The 18,613-nt window shown below is 68.5% G+C and carries 16 protein-coding genes; 10 read left to right on the plus strand and 6 right to left on the minus strand.

Features of this window, described 5'->3' with window-relative positions:
• Positions 1-4: 4 nt before the first annotated feature.
• Genes KGD87_RS24815 through KGD87_RS24830 form a run of 4 tightly spaced genes read right to left on the minus strand, consistent with a single transcriptional unit; the run spans position 5 to position 6,495 of the window.
• Positions 5-1,186: an aromatic ring-hydroxylating dioxygenase subunit alpha gene (locus KGD87_RS24815; protein ID WP_284663078.1), complete on the minus strand. Its 1,182-nt coding sequence runs from the start codon at positions 1,184-1,186 to the stop codon at positions 5-7.
• Positions 1,183-2,850 carry a GH3 auxin-responsive promoter family protein gene (locus KGD87_RS24820; RefSeq protein ID WP_284663079.1) on the minus strand — a complete coding sequence of 556 codons (1,668 nt, stop codon included), beginning with the start codon at positions 2,848-2,850 and terminating at the stop codon, positions 1,183-1,185. The genes KGD87_RS24815 and KGD87_RS24820 overlap by 4 nt, the downstream gene beginning before the upstream one ends.
• 7 nt (positions 2,851-2,857) lie before the next feature.
• Positions 2,858-3,631, minus strand: a complete 774-nt coding sequence (locus KGD87_RS24825; protein WP_284663080.1) for a hypothetical protein — start codon at positions 3,629-3,631, stop codon at positions 2,858-2,860.
• Positions 3,628-6,495: an FG-GAP-like repeat-containing protein gene (locus KGD87_RS24830; RefSeq protein WP_284663081.1), complete on the minus strand. Its 2,868-nt coding sequence runs from the start codon at positions 6,493-6,495 to the stop codon at positions 3,628-3,630. The genes KGD87_RS24825 and KGD87_RS24830 overlap by 4 nt, the downstream gene beginning before the upstream one ends.
• A 177-nt stretch (positions 6,496-6,672) precedes the next feature.
• Here KGD87_RS24830 and KGD87_RS24835 point away from each other — a divergent pair, with 177 nt between their 5' ends.
• The 9 genes from KGD87_RS24835 to KGD87_RS24875 all read left to right on the plus strand — a co-directional run bounded on the left by KGD87_RS24835 (position 6,673) and on the right by KGD87_RS24875 (position 14,760).
• Positions 6,673-7,299 carry a hypothetical protein gene (locus KGD87_RS24835; RefSeq protein ID WP_284663082.1) on the plus strand — a complete coding sequence of 209 codons (627 nt, stop codon included), beginning with the start codon at positions 6,673-6,675 and terminating at the stop codon, positions 7,297-7,299.
• A gap of 99 nt (positions 7,300-7,398) precedes the next feature.
• A complete protein-coding gene (locus tag KGD87_RS24840) occupies positions 7,399-8,436 on the plus strand; it encodes a DUF2169 family type VI secretion system accessory protein (RefSeq protein ID WP_284663083.1) in 1,038 nt (345 codons plus the stop codon).
• Between the two features lie 237 nt (positions 8,437-8,673).
• On the plus strand, positions 8,674-9,261 hold the full coding sequence (locus KGD87_RS24845) for an imm11 family protein (RefSeq protein ID WP_284663084.1): 588 nt from the start codon (positions 8,674-8,676) through the stop codon (positions 9,259-9,261).
• Positions 9,262-9,632: 371 nt separating this feature from the next.
• A complete protein-coding gene (locus tag KGD87_RS24850) occupies positions 9,633-10,097 on the plus strand; it encodes a DUF4150 domain-containing protein (RefSeq protein ID WP_284663085.1) in 465 nt (154 codons plus the stop codon).
• A 16-nt stretch (positions 10,098-10,113) separates the two neighbouring features.
• Positions 10,114-11,442, plus strand: coding sequence for a TIGR02270 family protein (locus KGD87_RS24855; RefSeq protein WP_284663087.1), 1,329 nt, complete (start codon positions 10,114-10,116; stop codon positions 11,440-11,442).
• A gap of 118 nt (positions 11,443-11,560) precedes the next feature.
• Entirely contained in the window at positions 11,561-12,673 is a 1,113-nt protein-coding gene (locus tag KGD87_RS24860) for a hypothetical protein (RefSeq protein WP_284663088.1), read from the plus strand.
• Positions 12,670-13,329, plus strand: coding sequence for an AHH domain-containing protein (locus KGD87_RS24865; protein ID WP_176411668.1), 660 nt, complete (start codon positions 12,670-12,672; stop codon positions 13,327-13,329). The genes KGD87_RS24860 and KGD87_RS24865 overlap by 4 nt, the downstream gene beginning before the upstream one ends.
• Positions 13,330-13,352: 23 nt before the next feature.
• Complete coding sequence (locus KGD87_RS24870; protein WP_284663090.1) at positions 13,353-13,925, plus strand: imm11 family protein; 573 nt, start codon at positions 13,353-13,355, stop codon at positions 13,923-13,925.
• A gap of 22 nt (positions 13,926-13,947) precedes the next feature.
• Positions 13,948-14,760: an Imm49 family immunity protein gene (locus KGD87_RS24875; RefSeq protein WP_284663092.1), complete on the plus strand. Its 813-nt coding sequence runs from the start codon at positions 13,948-13,950 to the stop codon at positions 14,758-14,760.
• 251 nt (positions 14,761-15,011) lie between these two features.
• On the opposite strand, the gene KGD87_RS24880 is transcribed toward KGD87_RS24875, so the two are convergent.
• Both KGD87_RS24880 and KGD87_RS24885 read right to left on the minus strand, forming a co-directional pair.
• Positions 15,012-15,596 carry an imm11 family protein gene (locus tag KGD87_RS24880; protein ID WP_284663094.1) on the minus strand — a complete coding sequence of 195 codons (585 nt, stop codon included), beginning with the start codon at positions 15,594-15,596 and terminating at the stop codon, positions 15,012-15,014.
• A gap of 345 nt (positions 15,597-15,941) precedes the next feature.
• Positions 15,942-16,436, minus strand: a complete 495-nt coding sequence (locus KGD87_RS24885; protein WP_284663095.1) for a CinA family protein — start codon at positions 16,434-16,436, stop codon at positions 15,942-15,944.
• A gap of 291 nt (positions 16,437-16,727) precedes the next feature.
• Between KGD87_RS24885 and KGD87_RS24890 the strand changes: the two genes are divergently transcribed.
• A complete protein-coding gene (locus KGD87_RS24890; RefSeq protein ID WP_284663097.1) occupies positions 16,728-18,572 on the plus strand; it encodes a penicillin-binding transpeptidase domain-containing protein in 1,845 nt (614 codons plus the stop codon).
• Positions 18,573-18,613 lie beyond the last annotated feature (41 nt).

An 18,613-nucleotide genomic window follows, 5' to 3' on the forward strand; every position in this document is an offset into this window, starting at 1 on the left:
GGCCTCAAATCCAGAAGGCCATGTCGCGCTCGGTGTCCTCGGGCCCCGGGCCCTGGCCGCCCTCCCGCAGCCAGCGGCGATACGCCTCGATGTCGGCGTGGTGCAGGTCCGCCTCCGTGCCGGAGTAGACGCCGCCGCCCGGGCCGTCCAGCAGGGCCTCGCGCTGGATGTCCATGATGACCACGTCCTGCTGGATGACCTGCCGCGTGTACCACCGCACCAGCGGCCTCAGGGCGCGCCCCACCAGCGCACCGGGGACATCCACCGGCAACCGGTAGCTGATGGCCGTATAGACGAGGCTGTCCGTGGGCCCGACGGGCGTGCACTGCGAGTTGATGACGAAGCCGTGCTCGCCCCACAGGTAGTCCACGCGCGTGACGTTGGGGACGTAGAACGTGTCCGTGTGGAGCAGCGGCAGCCCGCGCGGGTTGAAGAGCCTTCCCAGGCCCGTGACGGTGTCCTGGGCCTGCTTGTACGTCACCAACACGCTGCCCGCCGTGCGCCGCACCGTGGCCGGCACCCGCTTGCTGGCGGGCCTGCGGAACCAGCCTGGATGCACGAAGAGCGTGTGCGGCACGTCCATGAAGTTCTCGACGAGGTTCGTCACGCCGTTCGGGAAGCGCGTCACCATGAAGTAGACCGTCCACCCCGCCTGGCCCCAGCAAGGCACGCGGAACGGCGCGGCCCGCGCGGGCTCGGCGCCGCCCAGGTAGACGAACACGAGGCCGTCCTGCTCCACGGCGGGAAAGCGCGTCAGGCGTCCCAGCGCGCAAGGCTCCGTCGCCAGTCCTTCCCGTGCGCAGGCGTTGGCGTCGAGCAGCTCGCTTCGCTGCGCGGGCCCCAACGAGGGCACCTCCACCACGGCGCCCGACGCGTCGTAGACCCAGCCGTGGTACGGGCAGCCGATGCGGCCATCGAAGACCGCGCCCCGGGACAGCCGCGCATTGCGGTGCAGGCACCGGTCCCGGAGGGCGGCGGGCTGCCCCTGCGCGTCACGGAAGAGGACCACGCCCGTGCCGAAGAGGGTCCGCGCCAGGGGCTGGCCGGGCTTCAGCTCGGTGGAGAGACACGCGACGTACCAGAAGTCCTTCAGCGCGCCACAGCGCGTGAGGTCGGCTTCGGCCTCCAGGTCCACGTTGGGGACGGGCGAGGTGTCGCGCGGATGCAGGCGCAGCGGCGGTCTCATGGAGCGACTCCGGAGAAATGGTCCGACCAGCCCGTCAGGCGGTGCAGGTCCACGGGCTTGATGTCGCCCGCGCGCTGGCCCAGCGCGACGCAGCGGGCCTCGTAGCGGCCTGCCCCGTCCTCCACGCGCACGGCGCGCACCGGACCGAGCTGCCCCAGCTCCCGCGCGTAGCGATAGTGGTGTCCCTCACAGAGGGCGTGCTCCACGGCCTCCGCGGCGGCGGTGAGCCGTGAGGCGGGGGCGTCCGTCTCCAGGAACAGAACGTAGGCGGGCGCGGGGCTCCACTCGGGCGCCAGCATGGCGAAGCCGGGCCGCGCGCCGCCAAGGAAGTCCGGAAGCACGGCGTCCAGCACGGCCCCCACGCGCGTGGCGGCGAGCTTCTCGCCCACCAAATCACTCACGGCATCCGCCCGGCCGACGAAGCGCAGACAGGGCGTCGCGTGCTGGAAGCCCTCCACGCGCACCAGGTCGCCCAGGCGGTAGCGCAGCAGGCCGCCCGAGGTGGACAACAGCACCGTGTACGTGCGGCCCCGCTCCAACTCGTGCGCGAGGCGAGGCCGCGCGGTGGGGTGCTCGCCGTCGATGAACTCGAAGAAGTGGCTGCGCACCGCGAGCACGGGAGCGGGCGCATCGAAGAGGGGCACGGTGACGACGCCTTCGGTGGCCAGCAGTCCCTTGCCCTGCACCTCCACACCCGGGAAGCGGCGACACGCGGCGGGGAGCGCGTGGGCGGCCTGCGCGTCCGTCCACATGCTGAGCAGCGACAGTCGAGGCCACAGCGCGCGGGCGCTCCCGTCACCGCGCAGCACCTCGCGCAGCAGCGCGGCCCGCTCCGGGCGAGGAGAGAAGCGCATCCGCGCCAGCACCGCTTGAGTCGCGGCTTCGTCGTGTGCGGCGCCGGACGCAGGCGGCCGGCAGCGGCCTCGCGTCAGGTCATCGGCCAGTCGCTCCCCGTGCCGCTCCAGCGCGTCCATGAGGAGCGTGAGGAAGCTGGGGTTCCACACGCTGAGGAGTGTCAGGTCCTCGCGCGCGACGAGGTGCCAGAGCGTCACGTAGCGGCAGGACTCCACGTCTGGCAGGGCCCCCACGTCTCCAGGCACCGCGAAGATGCGCGACAGCAAGGGGCGCAGCACGCGCGAGAAGTAGGCGCTGTCCTCCGCGCTGCCCACGGGAATGCCGCCCGAAGTGCGGACCTGCTTTCGCGCCAGCGGAGAGATGGACCAGTAGCTGGCGCCCTCGCGCAACGCGGGCCGGCGGTGGAGCAACTCGAAGAGCATGGGGGCCAGGGCGCGCTGGAACTCGGCCAGGAGGCCGCGCGTCATGGGCACCCGCTTGCTGGCGCCCGAGGAGCCGCCAGAGAGCTCGAAGCGCAGCACCGGCTCACGCGTGAGCACCCGGGCCTCACCCGCGGCGATGCGCTCCACGTCCGGAGCCAGCGCGTCCGGTGTCACCCACGGCACGGCGTCCTGGAAGTCACGAGCGCAGCGGATGCGGTGGAAGCCAGGAAGGCGCTCCGCCTGCACGCTGCCCGCGGCCGAACGAAGCACCCGCTGCAGACACACCGCCTGCGCGGCCTCGGGGTGGCGCAAGGCCCGGTGGAAGCGCAGCGCGGAGGGGGCGAGCACGGCCCGCAGTCCCTCCAGCGGCCAGGAGGAAGCACTCACGTCAGCCTCACGTCCCCACGCGGACACCCGCGTACCGCAACCCGCGCAGCGCCCAGCCTCGAAGCTGCCCGGACACGCTCCGCCCCAGCGCGAGGAAGAGGTCCCACCAGCGAATCTCCACCAGGCACACCAGCTCCTCGCCCTCGCCGTGGCGCGGATTGCGCTCGGCGAAGAAGGCGATGTCGGGGTGCAGGGCCGTCGCGCGGTCGATGGGCGCGACGCCATCCCGCACGCGATAGTGCGCGCCCTGGAAGCGAAGCGTGCCCCGCGCCGCGTCGTACTGCGCGCCGAACCAGCGGGCGGCCAGCGCGTGCAGGAAGTCGGCGCGGCCGGGCGGCGGCGTCCAGTCCCGCCGAGGCATCGTCCTGGGGAAGTAGTTCACCGCGAGCAGGTACGTCTTGAAGCCGGCGCTCAACAGCAGCCAGTGCACCGGCCGCAGGGGGTGGCGGAGCTTGCGCGACAACACGAAGCGCCCGAAGCACACCTGCAACACCTTGTGCCCCCACCAGTCGGGGTGGATGACCGTGTCGCCCGAATACACCACCTCCACCTGCTGCCCGTCCGCGAGCTCCTCGGCGACGCGCAGCGTGCTGAAGCCCACCAGCTCCCCACCTCGCCGGGTGTGGAGGAGGATGACGTACTGCTTGGCCTCCAGGTCCTCCGCGAACCGCTCCGGCGACACGCCCGTGTAGCAGCGCTGCATCAGCGCCAGCATCCGCCCCCGCTGCGCATCCGTGAGCGCCTCACGCCGCACCGTCGAGCCCTTGAGCGGCGACATCATGGCCGGGCACGCCCCTGCAACACCGCCGCGTCAGGGGGCTGCCGAAGCTCATGCGTGCGGTCCGGCGTCAGCGACACCTCCTGCACGTCCCCCCCGTACCAGTGCACCCGCGCCGTCACGGGCCCCGAGTACCGGCCCAGCCCGAAGTGCAGCCGGGCGTCCGCGGACGCGGAGAAGCCACCCATCAAGCCCACCTCCCGCACCTGCTCCACCTGCTTCCCCGCCTCCTGGTAGGAGACGACCACCCGGGTGCCCACCGCGCTCCGGTGCGTGCGTCCCCCGTGGCCCACCAACGTGAGCCCCACGAAGTGAGCATCCTGGCGCCCCTCCGAGCGCAGCGTGTTGCGGTACAGCGACACCGGCCCGTGCTGGTTGGTGATGAGGGCGTCCAGGTCGCCGTCCCCATCCAGGTCCGACAGGAGCACGCCTCGCGAGTTGTCCGGGTCGTCCAGCCCCAGCTCGCGCGCCAGGTCCACGAAGTGGCCGGGCTTCGCGTCGCCCAGGTTGAGATACGCGCGGCGCGCCTCGTTCGGGTAGATGGTGCGGCCCCGGATGTCGCCCCACTTGTCCGCGAACGTGTGGACCTCCGGGCCGGACTGCATCAGCTTGTGGTTGACGTACCAGTAGTCCTTCCGCTGGCCGTCGGGGATGCGCCACCGCGCCGCGTCCAGGCGGTCATCCACCATGCCATTGGCCTGCACCAGGTCCGGCCAGCCATCGTTGTCCAGGTCTCCCGCCGCCGCGCCCCAGCCGAAGCGCCGCTCGTTGAGCGCGCCGCGGAAGGTGGCCTCGTCCCGGAACTCCGGCGTGAAGGCGTCCTTCCCGGGGCCCACCATCCACAGCAGGCTGCCCTCCGCCTGGAGCGAGTGGTGGACGTTGGAGACGTACAGGTCCAACCAGCCGTTGCGGTCGAAGTCCGCCACGGAGGCGTTCATGCCCTTGTACGTGTCCTTCCCAATCTCACCGAAGAGCCGGCCCGCGACGCGGCGGAAGTGCTTGCCGCCCTCGTTGAGATAGACGTCGTCCGGTCCGAAGTCGTTGGCCACGTACAGGTCCGTCCACCCGTCGCGGTTGAAGTCCACCGTGCTCACCGCCAGCGACCAGTGCGTCTGCGGCATGCCCATGGCGGCGATGTCCACCTTCTCGAAGGTGCCGTCACCCCGGCCCCGGTAGAGCGCGTTGAGCCCGCCGTTGGCCGCGTTGTGCCAGCCGTCATGCATGAAGCGGAACATGCGGCGGTCTTCAGCGTGCTCGGGCTCGGGCAGACGGAAGAGGTTGAGCGCAACCGGAGGCTCGTAGCCCGGCAGGTGCGTGGTCATCACGTTGAGGACGAACAGGTCCAGGTTCCCGTCCCGGTCATAGTCCAGGAAGGTGAGGCCCAGGCTCACCGCGTGGTCCGCCACGCCCGCCGCCTCCGTCACGTCCTCGAAGCCCGCGGTGCCCGTCTCCCGCAGCGTGTTGCGCAGCAGCCGGACGGGCCCGAAGGCCACCGCCACCGCGAGGTCCAGGTCGCCGTCGCCGTCCCAGTCCACGAAGGTGCCGCCGCCCGGCAGCCCCTCTTCCCTGTAGCGCGTGGTGAAGCGCTCCAGCGCGGGCACGGGCACTCGTTCGAAGCGAAGGTCGCCCAGGTTGCGATAGAGGACCGCGTGGTCCTCGGGCCTGGCCAGCGGGTGCGTGAGGAACAGGTCCGGCCGGCCATCCCCGTCATAGTCCCCCACGGCGACCGCATCCCCCACCGCCACCAGCCACTTCGCGACGTGCGCCAGCCGAGGGTCCAGCTCCTCGAGCGTGTTGCCCATGGTGGAGCCAAGCCCCGCGGCCCGCGCCTCCACCCGCTCCATGCGGAAGTCCAGCGGCATGGTCCGGACGCCGGGCGTGGCGGCCAGGGTGTAACCACCCACCATGAGGCCACCCAGGCCGCCCACCACCGCGGCGCGCTTCAGCCAGCCGGAGGACACCAGCGTGCTCAGCGACTCGCGCCACCCGCGCCGCCATGCGGCTCGCGCGTGGAGGAAGAGGAAGCGGACCGCGGCGCACGTGAGGGCCGCATAGAAGAACGTGTAGACGCTCTCCTTGAAGTGCAGCACCAGGTCCACCAGCGTCACCGCCAGCGCCAGCAATATCTGCCCGCGCCGCGTGCCCGGAGACGTGGCCGGGTCGGTGAGCATGTAGAAGACGAAGATGAAGAACGACGGCGCGCCCAGCGTGCCGAGGAAGAGGACCTCTGGCGGCAGGTGGTGCCGGAGCACGTAGGCGCGCAGCGCCGTCTGGAGCGCGTAGAAGCCCAGGAAGCTGACCACCAACCACCCGCGCCCCACCCGGAAGAAGAAGAGCACGAGCGCCGCCATGAGGATGAAGGCAGAGAGGGCCACCTCGCCGTTGGCCCACTGGTAGGCGGGCGCGGCGGTGATGAGCTCCCGGGTGAAGAGCAGCGACATGGCCACGCCGAACATCGACGGATTGAAGACGTGGCGGCCCTGGAAGGTGAGCACGTACTTCGAGCCGATGGCAATCCACACCGGCAGGAGGAGCAGCCAGCTCGAATGCGAATAGTTGAGCAGCAGCGCCAGCGAGCAGCAGGAGATGTACGCGCTCAGGGGCACGACCTTCTGCCGCTTCAGCCCCCAGCCCAGCGCGACGTCCAACACGCTGCCCGTCACCACGATGGTGGCCATCTGCCACGGGTTGCGGTTGAAGCCGAAGAAGGTGAAGCCGAGCACACCGTAGAGCGTCAGCAAAAAGGCGAAGGGCAGGCGCGGGTCGTTCCAGCGAGGCCAGACCCAGCCCCAGCGCTCGACGCGGGGCGCCGTGTGCAGCGGGATGTACACCTGTGCAGCCGGGCTCACCCCGGGACCAACGCTCATCGAAGCCCGCCTCCCACCAAAGCGCGTCGCTGCGCGTGTGCGGAGCGTGCCCCGTGGAGCGCGCTCTGTCCAATCAGGTCAGGGGCTTGCATGAGCCCCTCCTGTCCGTGCATCCATGCCATGCCCAGGGCGTTGCAAACTCCGGGCGCAGGTCCTCCAGCACGCACGCCCCTCCCGATGCCCTCTCCGCATACCCGAGCCCTCCTCGCCGTCCTGGCTGCTGTCTGCATCGTGGCGGCGGGCGGGTTCCGCCACGCGCAGAACGTGAAGGGCTCGCGAGGCGGACGCATCTCCGGCCCCAAGCTGGCGTGGCTCTTCTACGCGGTGTTCCTGTGGTTCCTCGCGTGCCCGCTGGTGGCGCTGGACGCGGCGGTGCCGGAGGAGGCCCGAGGCGTGCTTGGCGCGTTCGCCGCCTTCATGTGGCTGCGAGGCGTGGCGGAGCTGTACCTGCTCTACGGCGTGAAGCGCTGGCGGCCCCCGTATGGCGTGGCCCACGACGTGGCGTGCATCGCGCTGGTGCTCGGAGGCCTGTACTGGGGCCGGGCGCGGTGGCTGGGCGTGCTCGGCCCCGAGGACCTGTGGGCCCTGGCCTTCCTGGGCCTGGTGCTCGTGAGCCTGGTCGTCGAGGTCGCCTACGCGGCCCTGTTCTTCCACGCCGTGGAGGGCCGCACCACGGGCGAGGACGGCATCTGGTTCGCGGACGAAGCGCAGGCCCGGTTCCGCCGCATCAACCGGCTGACCCTGGCGCTCAACGTGCCCCTCTACGCGGGGCTGGTGGGCCTGCTGACGGTGGGGGCGTGGTAGGCGAAGTGACGGCACGCGCGGAACAACCCGAGGCATGACTGCTACACTGCGCATCTCCGCTGGCGCAGCCGGACCTCCTGCCCGCCGATTCGAAAAGCCATGGGCCACCCTACCCTTGAGAACGAGACCCCCTTCGCCTTCGACATGATGGGCCTCGCCGACGAGGACGGGCGTCCTCTGCTGCTGCTCGTCGTGAAGGCCACATATGCCATCGGGCCCTCCGGGCTGAAGCTCGCGGACGAGCAGGTGCCCGTGACGTGGCGCGGTGAGTCCTGGGGCAAGCCCGGCGAGGCCAGCGACAAGTACGAACCCGAGAGCGCCTTCATCAAGCTGGCCACGGACGTGGCGCTGATTGGCCATGCCTACCCGCCCCAGAAAGGCGCCACGGAGGCGCTGGTGGCGCTTCAGGTCGGGCCACTGAAGAAGGCCGTGCGCGTCGTGGGCGAGCGGACCTGGTTCAAGAGCATGGGGCACGTCACGGCCACCAGGCCGCTCCCCTTCGACAAAATCCCGCTCACGTGGGAGCGCGCCTTCGGCGGCTGGGACAGGACGGACGCCGCAAAGCCTTCCTTCGAGCCACGCAACCCCGTGGGCGTGGGCTTCCGCGCCAGTCCTCGCCACTTCGAGGAGGGGCTGAAGCTGCCCAACCTGGAGGACCCCGCCACGGAGCCCCTGCGTGATTTCGGCCAGAAGGTGGTGCCCGCTGGCTTCGGCTTCATCTCCCCGCACTGGCAACCTCGCGCCAGGTACGGCGGCACCTACGACGAGGCCTGGAACAAGACGCGCAAGCCCATGCTGCCCAAGGACTTCGACCGGCGGTTCTTCAACGCCGCCGCGCCGGGCCTCATCGCCCCTGGCTACCTGAAGGGGGACGAGCCGGTCATCATCGCTGGCGTCTCGCCCAAGGGCCGGCTGTCCTTCGCGCTTCCTGGCCAGTCCGCGCCGGTCGTCACCGTGGCGCTCGCGGGCGGCGAGGACGCGACGCCCACCATGCACCTGGACACCGTGACGCTGGACACCGACGAAGAGCAGGTGACGCTCCTCTGGCGTGGACACGTTGCCCTGGGAGAGGGCCTCCACGACGTGCGGGGCCTGAAGGTCACCGCCCAGGGTGTGAGCGCGCCCAAGGCGGCCTGAGCGAAGCCGGCGTAGGGACATGTATCCAGCGACGCCGCCGCGCTCCGGCTGCGCGGCTGCTCGACTTACACCGCGTGGCCCCACTGGGGTATCGGTCAGAGACCCTGCCTCGTTTTGGAGAACAGCTCCACGCCTTTTCAAATCGAACACGCCAGGACATCCGGAAAGCTGGCGTCATGGAACCTGGCGCTCACCTCAACAATCTTTTCGAACGACTCGACTCACGGTAACTGCCCCATGCCATCCTTCTTCATCCTTTCGACTGTTCGGGAGCCGAAGAACTGCGTCATCAACGAAGAGCCCGAATCGATCCGCGCCACGAGCTGGCGCATCAGTCGCGGCTTGCGCATGGACGAGCGGTTCCCCGTGGACGTGGTGCTCCAGATGGATGGAGAGAACAAGGGGCTTGCGATCCCAGACATCATTGCAAACACCGTACAGTTCGCCATCGTCTCCAACCGGTTCAAACAGTTGCTCGCTGAGCATTCCGCCGCCCACATCGAGTTCCTCTCCGTCTCCATCGCCAATCACAAAGGCCGGATTGCAGCCAAGGACTTCTTCGTCGCGAACGTGCTCGACCAGCACGACTGCATTGACCTGGAGCGAAGCGATGTAGAACAGCTTGGCTTGGAGCCAGAAATTCTTTCTGGCCTGTTCCGGCTTCATGTCCTCGAAGACCGGATTCCTCCCGAAGCGAAACTCTTTCGCCTCAAATCCATGCCTTCCGTCATTCTCATTCGTGACGACCTGCGTGCGGTTGTTGATGCAGCGGGAATCACGGGCGTGAAGTACATTGGCATGGGCGACCGCTGCCGCATCTACTGAGCCGATCCTCCGACATGTTCTCCGATACGCTGTTGACGCGCACCCTGTTTGAGCCGTGCCCGCTGATGTAGCAGGCGGTCAGGAGGATGGTGGAGAAGGTGCGCCGAGGGTGCGTGAGCACTCTCATGTACGGGCGCCAGCAGCCACTGCGGAATGAGCACCGGGACACCCTCAGCCCGCAGTGCGGTGGCAGCGGTTGTCGTCGTAGAGCCAGACGGGCAGTTGGGCGAGGACGTGTGAGGTCGAGGGCAGTTCGCTGACGTAGACGTAGTCGCGCATGAGGTCTTCAGGCCATGCCGTTGCAATGGGGCAGTGGCCACTCGCACCGCGTGGCCCCACTGGGGTATCCTGCTCCCCTGGAGGTGGTTGGCATGCCCGTCAATACCGGTGTGAACAAGATGTCCGTGGTGACGAAGGACAGCGGCGGCGTCACCGTCGCCTTCCCGGACGTGTGCAATACGCCCAGCCCGGCCGGTCCCGTGCCCATCCCCTACCCCAACGTGGCCCAGTCCTCCGACACCGACAAGGGCACGAAGAAGGTCTCCGTGGCCGGCAACCCGGTCTGCGTCAAGGACTCCAACTTCAAGATGAGCACCGGCGACGAAGCCGGCACCGCGGGCGGCGGCGTGGCCTCCGGCAAGACGAAGGGCAAGGCGGAGTTCGTCAACTTCTCCTTCGACGTGAAGTTCGAAGGGAAGAACGTGGCCCGCGCCTTCGACCTGATGCTCCACAATGACAAGAACACGCCGCCGTTCCCCGTCATGCAGGGCCCTGTCATCACCATGGGTGGAAGCGAAGGAAAGCCCAAGTGTCTTGTCTGCGACAAAGAGGTCTGACCCTCCGAGCCCGACCATGACCAGACGTGATGGACGGTTGTTGCGTTGGGATATCCATGAAACGCACCTCGACGAGGCCGCGTTCCGATGGAGCCAGTGGGAGCAAGCCCTCGACGCTCCCGATTTCACCCTGGCCGACGTCGCGGAGCTGGAGGAACAGCTCGCGGCCCACGTGGATGGGCTGGTACTCGGAGGAGCGCCGGTTGCCCGGCGGCTGCTCGAGCCCGCGCTCACGTCCGAAGAGCCAGAGCGCATCGTCGCAGCCACCCTGGCGCTCCTTGGAAGCGATGCGCCGACTGGGCCCGCCGCGCTCCTGGCCGCGCTTGCCGAGGCGGAGCCCCCCACGCTCACGCCGCTCCAACGCGCCTTCGAACTCAACTGCCCGCCCGACCTCGGCGCAGGGCTGTCGTCGCTGTTGAAGCAGGGCGACACCCGCCCCGAGCTCCAGGCGCTCGCCCTGGACACGCTCGGCGCACAGGGCCTTGTCGACGCTCCGCTGTGCCAGCCGTTCGTCACACATCCGCATCCCCTGGTCGCCGCCGCCGCGCTGCGAGCCGCCAGCCGCAGCCGGGTAGCGGTTGAGCCCACCGCGATTCAACGCGCGCTGGAGTCCAAGGCTCCGCTGCTTCGGGAGGCCGCCATCGCCGCCGGCCTCCAGGCCGGGCACCGGAATGCATGGGCCACCTGCCAGGCTGCCGCGGAGCCTCAAGGGCGTGGAGGCCGGATGCCGCTGCTCGCGCTGGCCCTGAATGGCGACGAGCGTGACCTCAAGGTCCTCCTGGGGCTGCTCTCCGTGGAGCCGCGCCGGCCTGACGTCTTGTGGGCGCTTGGCTTCTCTGGACGGCTGGCGGCCGCGGACGCCTGCTTGGAGCAGATGCACGACAAGGCCACGGCCGCGCTCGCGGGCGAGGCCTTCAGCGCCATCACAGGACTCCGCATCGAAGGGCCATTCGTCAGGCCCCCAGAAGAAGAGCCCGAGGAGCCCACGCCCCTGGAGTCCGAGGATCTGGATGCGGACCTCAAGCTCAAGCCCGAGGACGCGCTGCCCGTTCCTCACGCGGAGCGGGTCGCGGCCTGGTGGCAGGAGAACCGGCCCCGGTTCGACGCCAGGCAGCGGTATCTCGCAGGCCAGCCACTGACGCCTCAGGCACTCCTGGAGGCGCTCACGACGGCGCCCATGCGAAGGCGGCATGCCCTGGCCCTGGAGCTGGCGTTCCGCAGCCGGGGCGCCATTCAGGTGCCCACGCGCCGCTGGGTGTCCACGCAGCTTCAGGCGTGGACGGAAGCACGCGCGACACCGGCGTCGTCGTACAGCCGCCCCTTCGCCGAGGGCCTGCGCGGGTAAGCGCTAGCACCTCATCGGGCCCATCCAGAGGCCCGCGGTCCTCGCGTCAGGCGCCATCCAGTGGCATAATGAAGGTTTCTGACACTGGGAGGGAAGTCTGGTGGCATCCCACCAATCCATGACATTCGCGCTTCGCGCCATGGGCGCGGCGACCTCCCTGGGCGCTGTCGTCCAGGCCGCGGCGGCAGCCCGGGCGGGAATCGTCCGGGCCAGCGAGCTGGCTCAGAGCACATGCATTGATGAAGTCACGCACGAGCGTGTCGCACTCGTGGGCCACACGGCGGGGCCCCTGACGGAGGGCTTCGAGGGAATCGGTCGGCTCGTTCAGCTCGCCATCGCGACACTGGAGGACCTGGAAGCGTCCGCCCACGGGACCTGGTGGGGACAGCTCGATGTCTTTCTTTGCCTTCCTCGCAGCCTGGGACAGGGCACGAATCCGCCACGGGACTCCACCGACGTCGCACAGTTACTGGCGTCTCGGCTCCAGGCCGAGGCCCGCTTCATCCCCGCACCGGCGTCACTTCATCTCTTCCAGGAAGAGCGCGGTGGGACCATTCACGCGCTTGAGAAGGCCATGGCGTTGCTCTCCGAGCGGCGGTGCGACCAGGCGCTGGTGCTGGCGTGCGATTCGCTCGTGTCTCCAGAGCGGATTGAGGCACAGCTCGATGCGCGGCGACTGAAGACACCGGATCACCCGGTCGGGTACATGCCGGGCGAAGGAGCCGTGGCATTGCTGCTGGAACGTCGGGACCCAGCCAGGGAGCGCGCAGCGCCACCCGTCGCCTACCTCTTCAAGCCGACGACGGCCCAGGAACCGCGGAGTCTCGATGCGAAGGCGCCTCCCACCGGCCACGCGCTGGAGGAGGTCCTTGCAACGGCCCTGGCCCGGGCAGCGGCCACGTCGATTCCAGAAGGAAGCCTCTATCTGGACCTCAACGGGGAAGAGTTCCGTGCCCGGGAGTGGGGACAGACGTTGCTTCGAGCGCGGGATATATGTCGCGTCGGTGACTGGCAGCCGGTCATTCCAGCCATGAGCTTCGGCGAGGTGGGTACGGTGTCCCCGCTGGTCTCGGTTTGCCTCGCCGCGCGGGCCTTCGCCCGAGGCTACGGTCGAGGAAGACATGCGTTGATTCTGGTGTCCGGCGATGACGGTCATCGCGCCGCCCTGCTGCTCGAGCGAGGGCCCCTGCTCCAGCGTCCACTGACAGTGATTGCGGAAGGTGTCCAATGAGCCTTGAAAAACACATTACAAAGACGCGCAAGCGAGAAATCGTCACGGAGCGGGTGAGTGGATTTCAAGGCAACTGCGCCACGGGCTTCAAGCGGCCCGGGTACTGGGAGGCACACCACATCGTCTGTATTTCCTCCGTGGGAAAGCGAAGGGCGGACTACCCCCAGTCCCCAACCCTCGCCGACTACCTGGAGGCCTGCCTGTGGGTGACGCCGTGGGACATCAACTCCGCGCACAATCTCATCGGACTTCCCTTGAACCGCCAGTACCGCGACTCGGATGGGGAGAGCCCGGAGGACCTTCCTTCCCACCAGGTCGACCACAACACCCGGGACGGCTATACGGACGAGGTCTCCAAGTACCTCAAGGAGAACGTCTGGTGCTCGCTCACCTCGAAGAAGGAGGTTCATGATGTCGACATCGCGAAGCTGAAGGATGAGCTGAGAAGTGCCAGCAGTGAGTTCCGCGAACGCCTGGAGTCCCGTGGCGCGCGGAAAGGGGGCACGAAGCTCTGCTGGAAGAACCGGCATGATGAGGGCTTCGCGCGCAAGTGGTACTACCCCTTCTCGATGGGGAAGACTCCCAGTCATCGCTCTCCCGGCGCGACGTATTCGCTGATGGATTCCATCTTCAAGAAAATCAAACTGCCTTTCTGAGGCTCGAGGTGAATGTGAGCGACATGCCTGTCGTCTGGGAGTGGGATGTCGGAGAGCGTTTCTGTGTCCTGGATGGCGTCCAGAACGTCGATGACGAATATCAGCTCAGCAAAGGCATCAGCCGGGCTGATGGATTTCCGGCCGATGCGAGCTTCGCCATGTCCGCCAAGCACCGGAAGTACGTGGCCCTGGCGGACAACATCAGCAATCTGAACCGGGCCCTGGTCGTCTCCCACAAGCTGAAGGAGGCCATCGAAGCGAGGCGTCCGCGCGATGTCGAATTCCTTCGCGTCTCGATTCTCGACCACAAACAGAAGCTGGCCAGCAACGACTATTTCATCATCAATCCGTTCAATGTCGTTGACTGCATCGACAAGGACAAGTCCAAGTATCGATGGAACAACATCGATCCGGAGAAGATGAGCTCCTGCACCAGGCTCGTGCTCAAGCCGGAGGCCATCCATCCCGAACTGCTCCTGTTCCGGCTCCGGCACCTCGAATACTACGTCTTGGTTCATCCGGACCTGGCCGCGGCACTGGAGGACGAGGGGTTCACGGGCCTCCGCTTCACGCCCATTGATGAGTTTGAGTCTTGAGCCGGTCGGAAGGTCCACCTGGATGAGCTTGCACGCCCAGCAACAGCGAATCATGGAAGAGCTCCGGGAGCATCTGGCCGTCATTGCGGGCGGCCGTCCCGCGGCGGAGCTGGGAACGGTCTACGAGGAAGTGGAGCAATGCTTCCAGGCGACGGCCTGCTGTGCCTTGCTCGTGGCAGCGGACAGGGAGAGCTTCCAGAAGCACCTGTGCTGGGCGGCGCTGGCACGCCGGGACTTCCTTCGTCGCCTCCGTGACGAGGCCACCCTGAACGACTTTCGCTGCGCCAGGAGCCGGAGCGAGGCCTTCTTCTGTGCTGTGGCCGCAGGCGACATCGCGCTGGCTGTCGAGATTGGCGACCTGTCTCCCTCTGCGTGGATACCGGATGGAGAGTACGAAGATGACTTCGCGTACCAGCACTATCTCCATCAATCCTTGAAACGCGCCGAGCCAGCAGCTCGGGAGGCTGTCCTCCAGCAGCTCAAGAGGGCTGTCGCGGGCATCGACTCCACCCGCTTCGACGTATGCCAGGCATTGCACCAGGACGCTCACGAGGAATTCGAGTCAGCCCTGGAAGCGGTCATCGACCGGCACTGCTTGGAGCTGGAAGACTTGAGACCGCGGTCCGCGGATGTCTCGACGTTTGAGCCGCGAAGCCGCGTCTTCATAGAGGGGCTGGCGCTGCTTCGCATCGCGAGCGAGCTGGGCCTTCGCTCCGAAGCGCGCACCTATCGTCTATGTCCATGGATGGGACGCGAGGGCGCCTTGGAGACCAGGCCGGACGATATCTTCGCGGAGATGGCGCATCTGGGCGGCAGGAAACCGCGCAGGAGTTGAATCGCTCTTGCGCTATCCATGCCGAAACTGGACGCCAGGCAGCGGTATCTCGCGGGCCAGCCACTGACACCTCAGGCACTCCTGGAGGCGCTCACGACGGCGCCCATGCGAAGGCGGCATGCCCTGGCCATGGAGTTGGCGTTCCGCAGCCGGGGCGCCATTCAGGTGCCCCTGCGGCGGAAGTGCCTCATGCAGTGCATTCTTGGCAAATACCGGCAGAAACTTCGAGGTCACGGGATTCTCGCGAACAGTCACAGGTGACCCGACTGCGCCAACTCCGTGACCAGGATATTGGTGGGATCCGACGCCTCGAGTGCGTCTACCAGTCGCTCGCTGACCACATATCGCTGCGTGTCCCTGTCAATACGGAACAAGTCCGGCGCATGTTTCAACTTCCGCGGGTCGAGCACTCGCTCTTCGATCCGCACGATGTCCTGGCCCAGATACTCAAGCTGGCTCTCCTGGAAGTCCAGACAGTCAAACGCACCAATGGGATTGATGAACCCATAGTCGCGCGAATGGATGCGCCCTTTGTGATTATAGAGGGTGAAGGGCAGGTATTCGACCTCCATCCCCGCGCACCGTCGCTCGAATATCTCGCGAGTCTTCGCATCCACAATGAGGAAGCGTTTGAAGTTCCCTATCAGAGAGCCCGTCTGAATGCCTGGGTACGCCTCGCTCATATGGAGCCTGGCGTCCGCTGGGAAGAAGGGGGCGGCCTTCTTGCCCACGGACAGGTAATAGCTCTCCAGACCCATTCCTTCGGGTTCGCTCTCGAGCAGACAGAGCGAACTGTCGTTCGTGTCGCCCAAGGTTTCGATCATGAAGTAGTTCATGGAAGAATCGATTCCCTACTGCGCCTTGCGCTTGCCCAGCACCCTGGGCGCGGCCGGTCTCCGCCGAGGAGGCCCCAGCGCAGTGTTGAGCGTGCCGTCGTACCCTACCGACGAGAGCATCCCCAGACTGGTGACCGAAAGATTCGTGGGCATCGATGTCCGTCCCAGGAATGAGGACCCGGCCTGAGTTGCAGGGCAGCCAGGGAGCGCCTTGCGGCGCCTCTGCTGATGGCACTACCTCCATTGCGTGCGCCATTCACTGACACCTGGCCACCCACGGACGGCAGCATGAGTGCTTTCAAGGCATCGCATTGCCCCCGATTGCATTCGCGCTCCCAGAGGCCATCAGGATGCGCCCAGCCGCTCCACCAGCAGCGCCAGCCCCCGTCCCACGATGGCGCGCCGGACCTTGGCCCTGTCCCCCGTGAAGACGTGCCGCTCCACCGTGGCCTGTCCACCCCGCTGGAGCACCGCGAGGTAGGCCAGGCCCACGGGCTTCTGCGGCATGCCGCCTCCGGGTCCCGCGATGCCTGTCTCCACCAGCACCCAGTCCGCCGTGGAGCGCGCCAGGGCTCCTTGGGCCATGGCCTCCACCGCCTCCGCGCTGACGGAGCCATGCGCTTGCAGCAACGCCAGCGGCACGCCGAGCTGCTCCACCTTGGACTCGTACGAATAGGGAATGAAGCCGCGCTCGACCACCGCGGAGGCGCCGGGCACCTCCGTCAACGTCGCACCCAGCAGGCCGCCCGTGCAGGCCTCCACCACCGCCAGGCGAACGCCCGCGGCGCGACACCGCTCCAGCGCCTGCCGCGCCAAGGCCTCCAGGGCTGCTTCCGTCATGAGCCCCACTCCAGCGCATCCGCGGTGAACCTGCACGCCCAAGGATGGTCGCGCCGTGCATTCCCGGCCGCGTCCTCGCTCGGGCGCCGCACCGCGTCCGAGTCCACCGTGGCGCCCGGTGGACGCTCCAGGGCCGGGGACGCCGTCCACGGTCGCGCAGTCCGTTGACCGCCACACCCTGGCCGCACTCCGTGTGCCCTCGGCGGCGGATTCCTTGACCCCTCCGCGCTCGTGCGCAACAGAGTTCCGCCCGTGTCCTGGCGAGCGTGGAAGGTTGGAGTCCTGGCCCTGATGGCCGCGTTCCTGGCGGCCTGCGCGTCCAGGCCGGCGGCCCCTGCCCCTTTGCCCGTCCCCGAACCCGCCGTCACCGGCCCGGTCGCCGAGGCCGAGGCCTATCTGCACGCATGGGCCGAGGGAGACATCGCCGCCATGCGGCGCGCCGCCGTCAACCCGCCCGCGTACTTCGAGGTGATGCACCAGCAGTTCCGCGACGGGCTGCGCATCGTCTCCTCCCAGTTCGAGCTCGGGCCCTTCCAGCGCGATGGCGACGCCCGGGTGGCCACCTACCGCGCCGTGCATCTGCTGCGCGGGCTCGGGGAATGGGAGCTGGAGGGCGCGCTGCGCTTCGTCCGGCACCAAGGCCACTGGCGCGTCCAGTGGACTCCCGCCACGCTGCACCCAGAAGCCCGCGAGGGTGACCTGTTCTCCCGCACCCGCACCGCCCCGCAGCGGGCCGACATCCTCGACGCGCGGGGGACACCCCTCACCCTGCAAGGCGAGGTCATCACCATCGGCGTCGACCCCACCCGCGTCCGGAGCCGCTCGGACGTGGCGGCGGCGCTCCAGGCCCAGGTCGGCGTGAGCACCGCGCGGTTCGACGCGGCGATGAGCGCGGCGGACACGTCGACGAGCCGCTTCGTGCCCATCATCGACCTGCCGCCCGAGCGCTACCAACAGGTGCGCCCGGCGCTGGCCCCCGTGCCCGGCATCTTCTTCCGCCGCAAGAGCATCCGCACCCCAGAGGACGGCTTCGCCGCCCACACCCTGGGCCGCATCGGCGAGGTGACGGCCGAGCTGCTTCCCCAGATGGGGCCCACCTATCTGCCCGGAGACCTCGTGGGCCTCTCCGGCCTGGAGCGGGCCTATGAGGTCCAACTCGCGGGCAGCCCCTCCGGCGACGTCCTGCTCATGCGCCCCTGGGGCAAGACGCAGGTCCTCTTCCACTTCGAGGGTGAGCCGGGCGCGCCCTTGTCCACCACGCTGCGCCGCGAGGTCCAGGCCGCCGCGGAGGCCGCGCTCGACGGCGTGACACACCCCGCGGCCCTCGTCGCCGTGGACAGCGGCACGGGGGCCATCCTCGCCGTCGCCAGCCGGCCGCTCTCGCAGCCACTGCACCGCGCCCTCACCGGCCGCTATCCGCCCGGGTCCACATTCAAGGTCGTCACCACGGAGGCGCTGCTCGCCCGAGGCATGCGGGTGGACTCCCCTGTCGCGTGCCCGCCCATGACGATGGTGCGCACCAAGCCCTTCCGGAACTTCGAAGGCGAGTCCCTGGGCGACACCACGCTGCGACAGGTGTTCGCCCACTCGTGCAACACCGCGTTCGTGACGCTCGCGACGGGGCTCGGCGGTGACGCGCTGGGCGCCGCGGCTCGCCGCTTCGGCTTCGATGTGCCCTACTTCCCCGGCCTGACTTCCGCCGGGGCCTCGTTCCCCGCGCCCGCCGATGCCATTGAGCTGGCGGCCGCCGCCATCGGCCAGGGACGGGTGCTCGCGACGCCCCTGCACATGGCCTCGGTCGCCGCGGCGGCGGAGTCCGGCGAGTGGCGCGCGCCCTACCTCGTGGAGGGACTGGACGGCGGTCCGAGCAGCCCGCTCTCAGATGGCGTCCGGGCCCCTCTCTCCGCGCTGATGCGCGCCGTCGTGACGGAGGGCTCCGGGAAGGCGGGCAGGCAGGTTCCCGGGCTCGGCGGCAAGACAGGCACCGCCGAGTTCGGCACCGTGGCGCCCCTGCCCACGCACGCGTGGTTCATCGGGTTTCGCAAGGGCGTGGGCTTCGCCGTCCTGGTGGAAGGCGGTGGCGTGGGCGGGCGCGTCGCCGCGCCCATCGCCGCGAAGTTCGCCGGTGCGCTGTAACGCGCCCGGAGAACCGCTCCCCGCTCAAGCTCCGCGACGGC

Origin of the sequence: Myxococcus sp. SDU36 (assembly GCF_030168875.1) — a bacterium.
GTDB classification, from domain to species: Bacteria; Myxococcota; Myxococcia; order Myxococcales; family Myxococcaceae; genus Myxococcus; species Myxococcus vastator.

Bases quoted from the DNA above. Each gene is read 5' to 3' on its own strand.
- KGD87_RS24815 (WP_284663078.1), bottom strand. From the start codon at position 1,186: ATGAGACCGCCGCTGCGCCTGCATCCGCGCGACACCTCGCCCGTCCCC.
- KGD87_RS24825 (WP_284663080.1), bottom strand. From the start codon at position 3,631: ATGATGTCGCCGCTCAAGGGCTCGACGGTGCGGCGTGAGGCGCTCACG.
- KGD87_RS24830 (WP_284663081.1), bottom strand. From the start codon at position 6,495: ATGAGCGTTGGTCCCGGGGTGAGCCCGGCTGCACAGGTGTACATCCCG.
- KGD87_RS24835 (WP_284663082.1), top strand. From the start codon at position 6,673: ATGCCCTCTCCGCATACCCGAGCCCTCCTCGCCGTCCTGGCTGCTGTC.
- KGD87_RS24840 (WP_284663083.1), top strand. From the start codon at position 7,399: ATGGGCCACCCTACCCTTGAGAACGAGACCCCCTTCGCCTTCGACATG.
- KGD87_RS24845 (WP_284663084.1), top strand. From the start codon at position 8,674: ATGCCATCCTTCTTCATCCTTTCGACTGTTCGGGAGCCGAAGAACTGC.
- KGD87_RS24850 (WP_284663085.1), top strand. From the start codon at position 9,633: ATGCCCGTCAATACCGGTGTGAACAAGATGTCCGTGGTGACGAAGGAC.
- KGD87_RS24855 (WP_284663087.1), top strand. From the start codon at position 10,114: ATGACCAGACGTGATGGACGGTTGTTGCGTTGGGATATCCATGAAACG.
- KGD87_RS24860 (WP_284663088.1), top strand. From the start codon at position 11,561: ATGACATTCGCGCTTCGCGCCATGGGCGCGGCGACCTCCCTGGGCGCT.
- KGD87_RS24865 (WP_176411668.1), top strand. From the start codon at position 12,670: ATGAGCCTTGAAAAACACATTACAAAGACGCGCAAGCGAGAAATCGTC.
- KGD87_RS24870 (WP_284663090.1), top strand. From the start codon at position 13,353: ATGCCTGTCGTCTGGGAGTGGGATGTCGGAGAGCGTTTCTGTGTCCTG.
- KGD87_RS24875 (WP_284663092.1), top strand. From the start codon at position 13,948: ATGAGCTTGCACGCCCAGCAACAGCGAATCATGGAAGAGCTCCGGGAG.
- KGD87_RS24880 (WP_284663094.1), bottom strand. From the start codon at position 15,596: ATGAACTACTTCATGATCGAAACCTTGGGCGACACGAACGACAGTTCG.
- KGD87_RS24885 (WP_284663095.1), bottom strand. From the start codon at position 16,436: ATGACGGAAGCAGCCCTGGAGGCCTTGGCGCGGCAGGCGCTGGAGCGG.
- KGD87_RS24890 (WP_284663097.1), top strand. From the start codon at position 16,728: ATGGCCGCGTTCCTGGCGGCCTGCGCGTCCAGGCCGGCGGCCCCTGCC.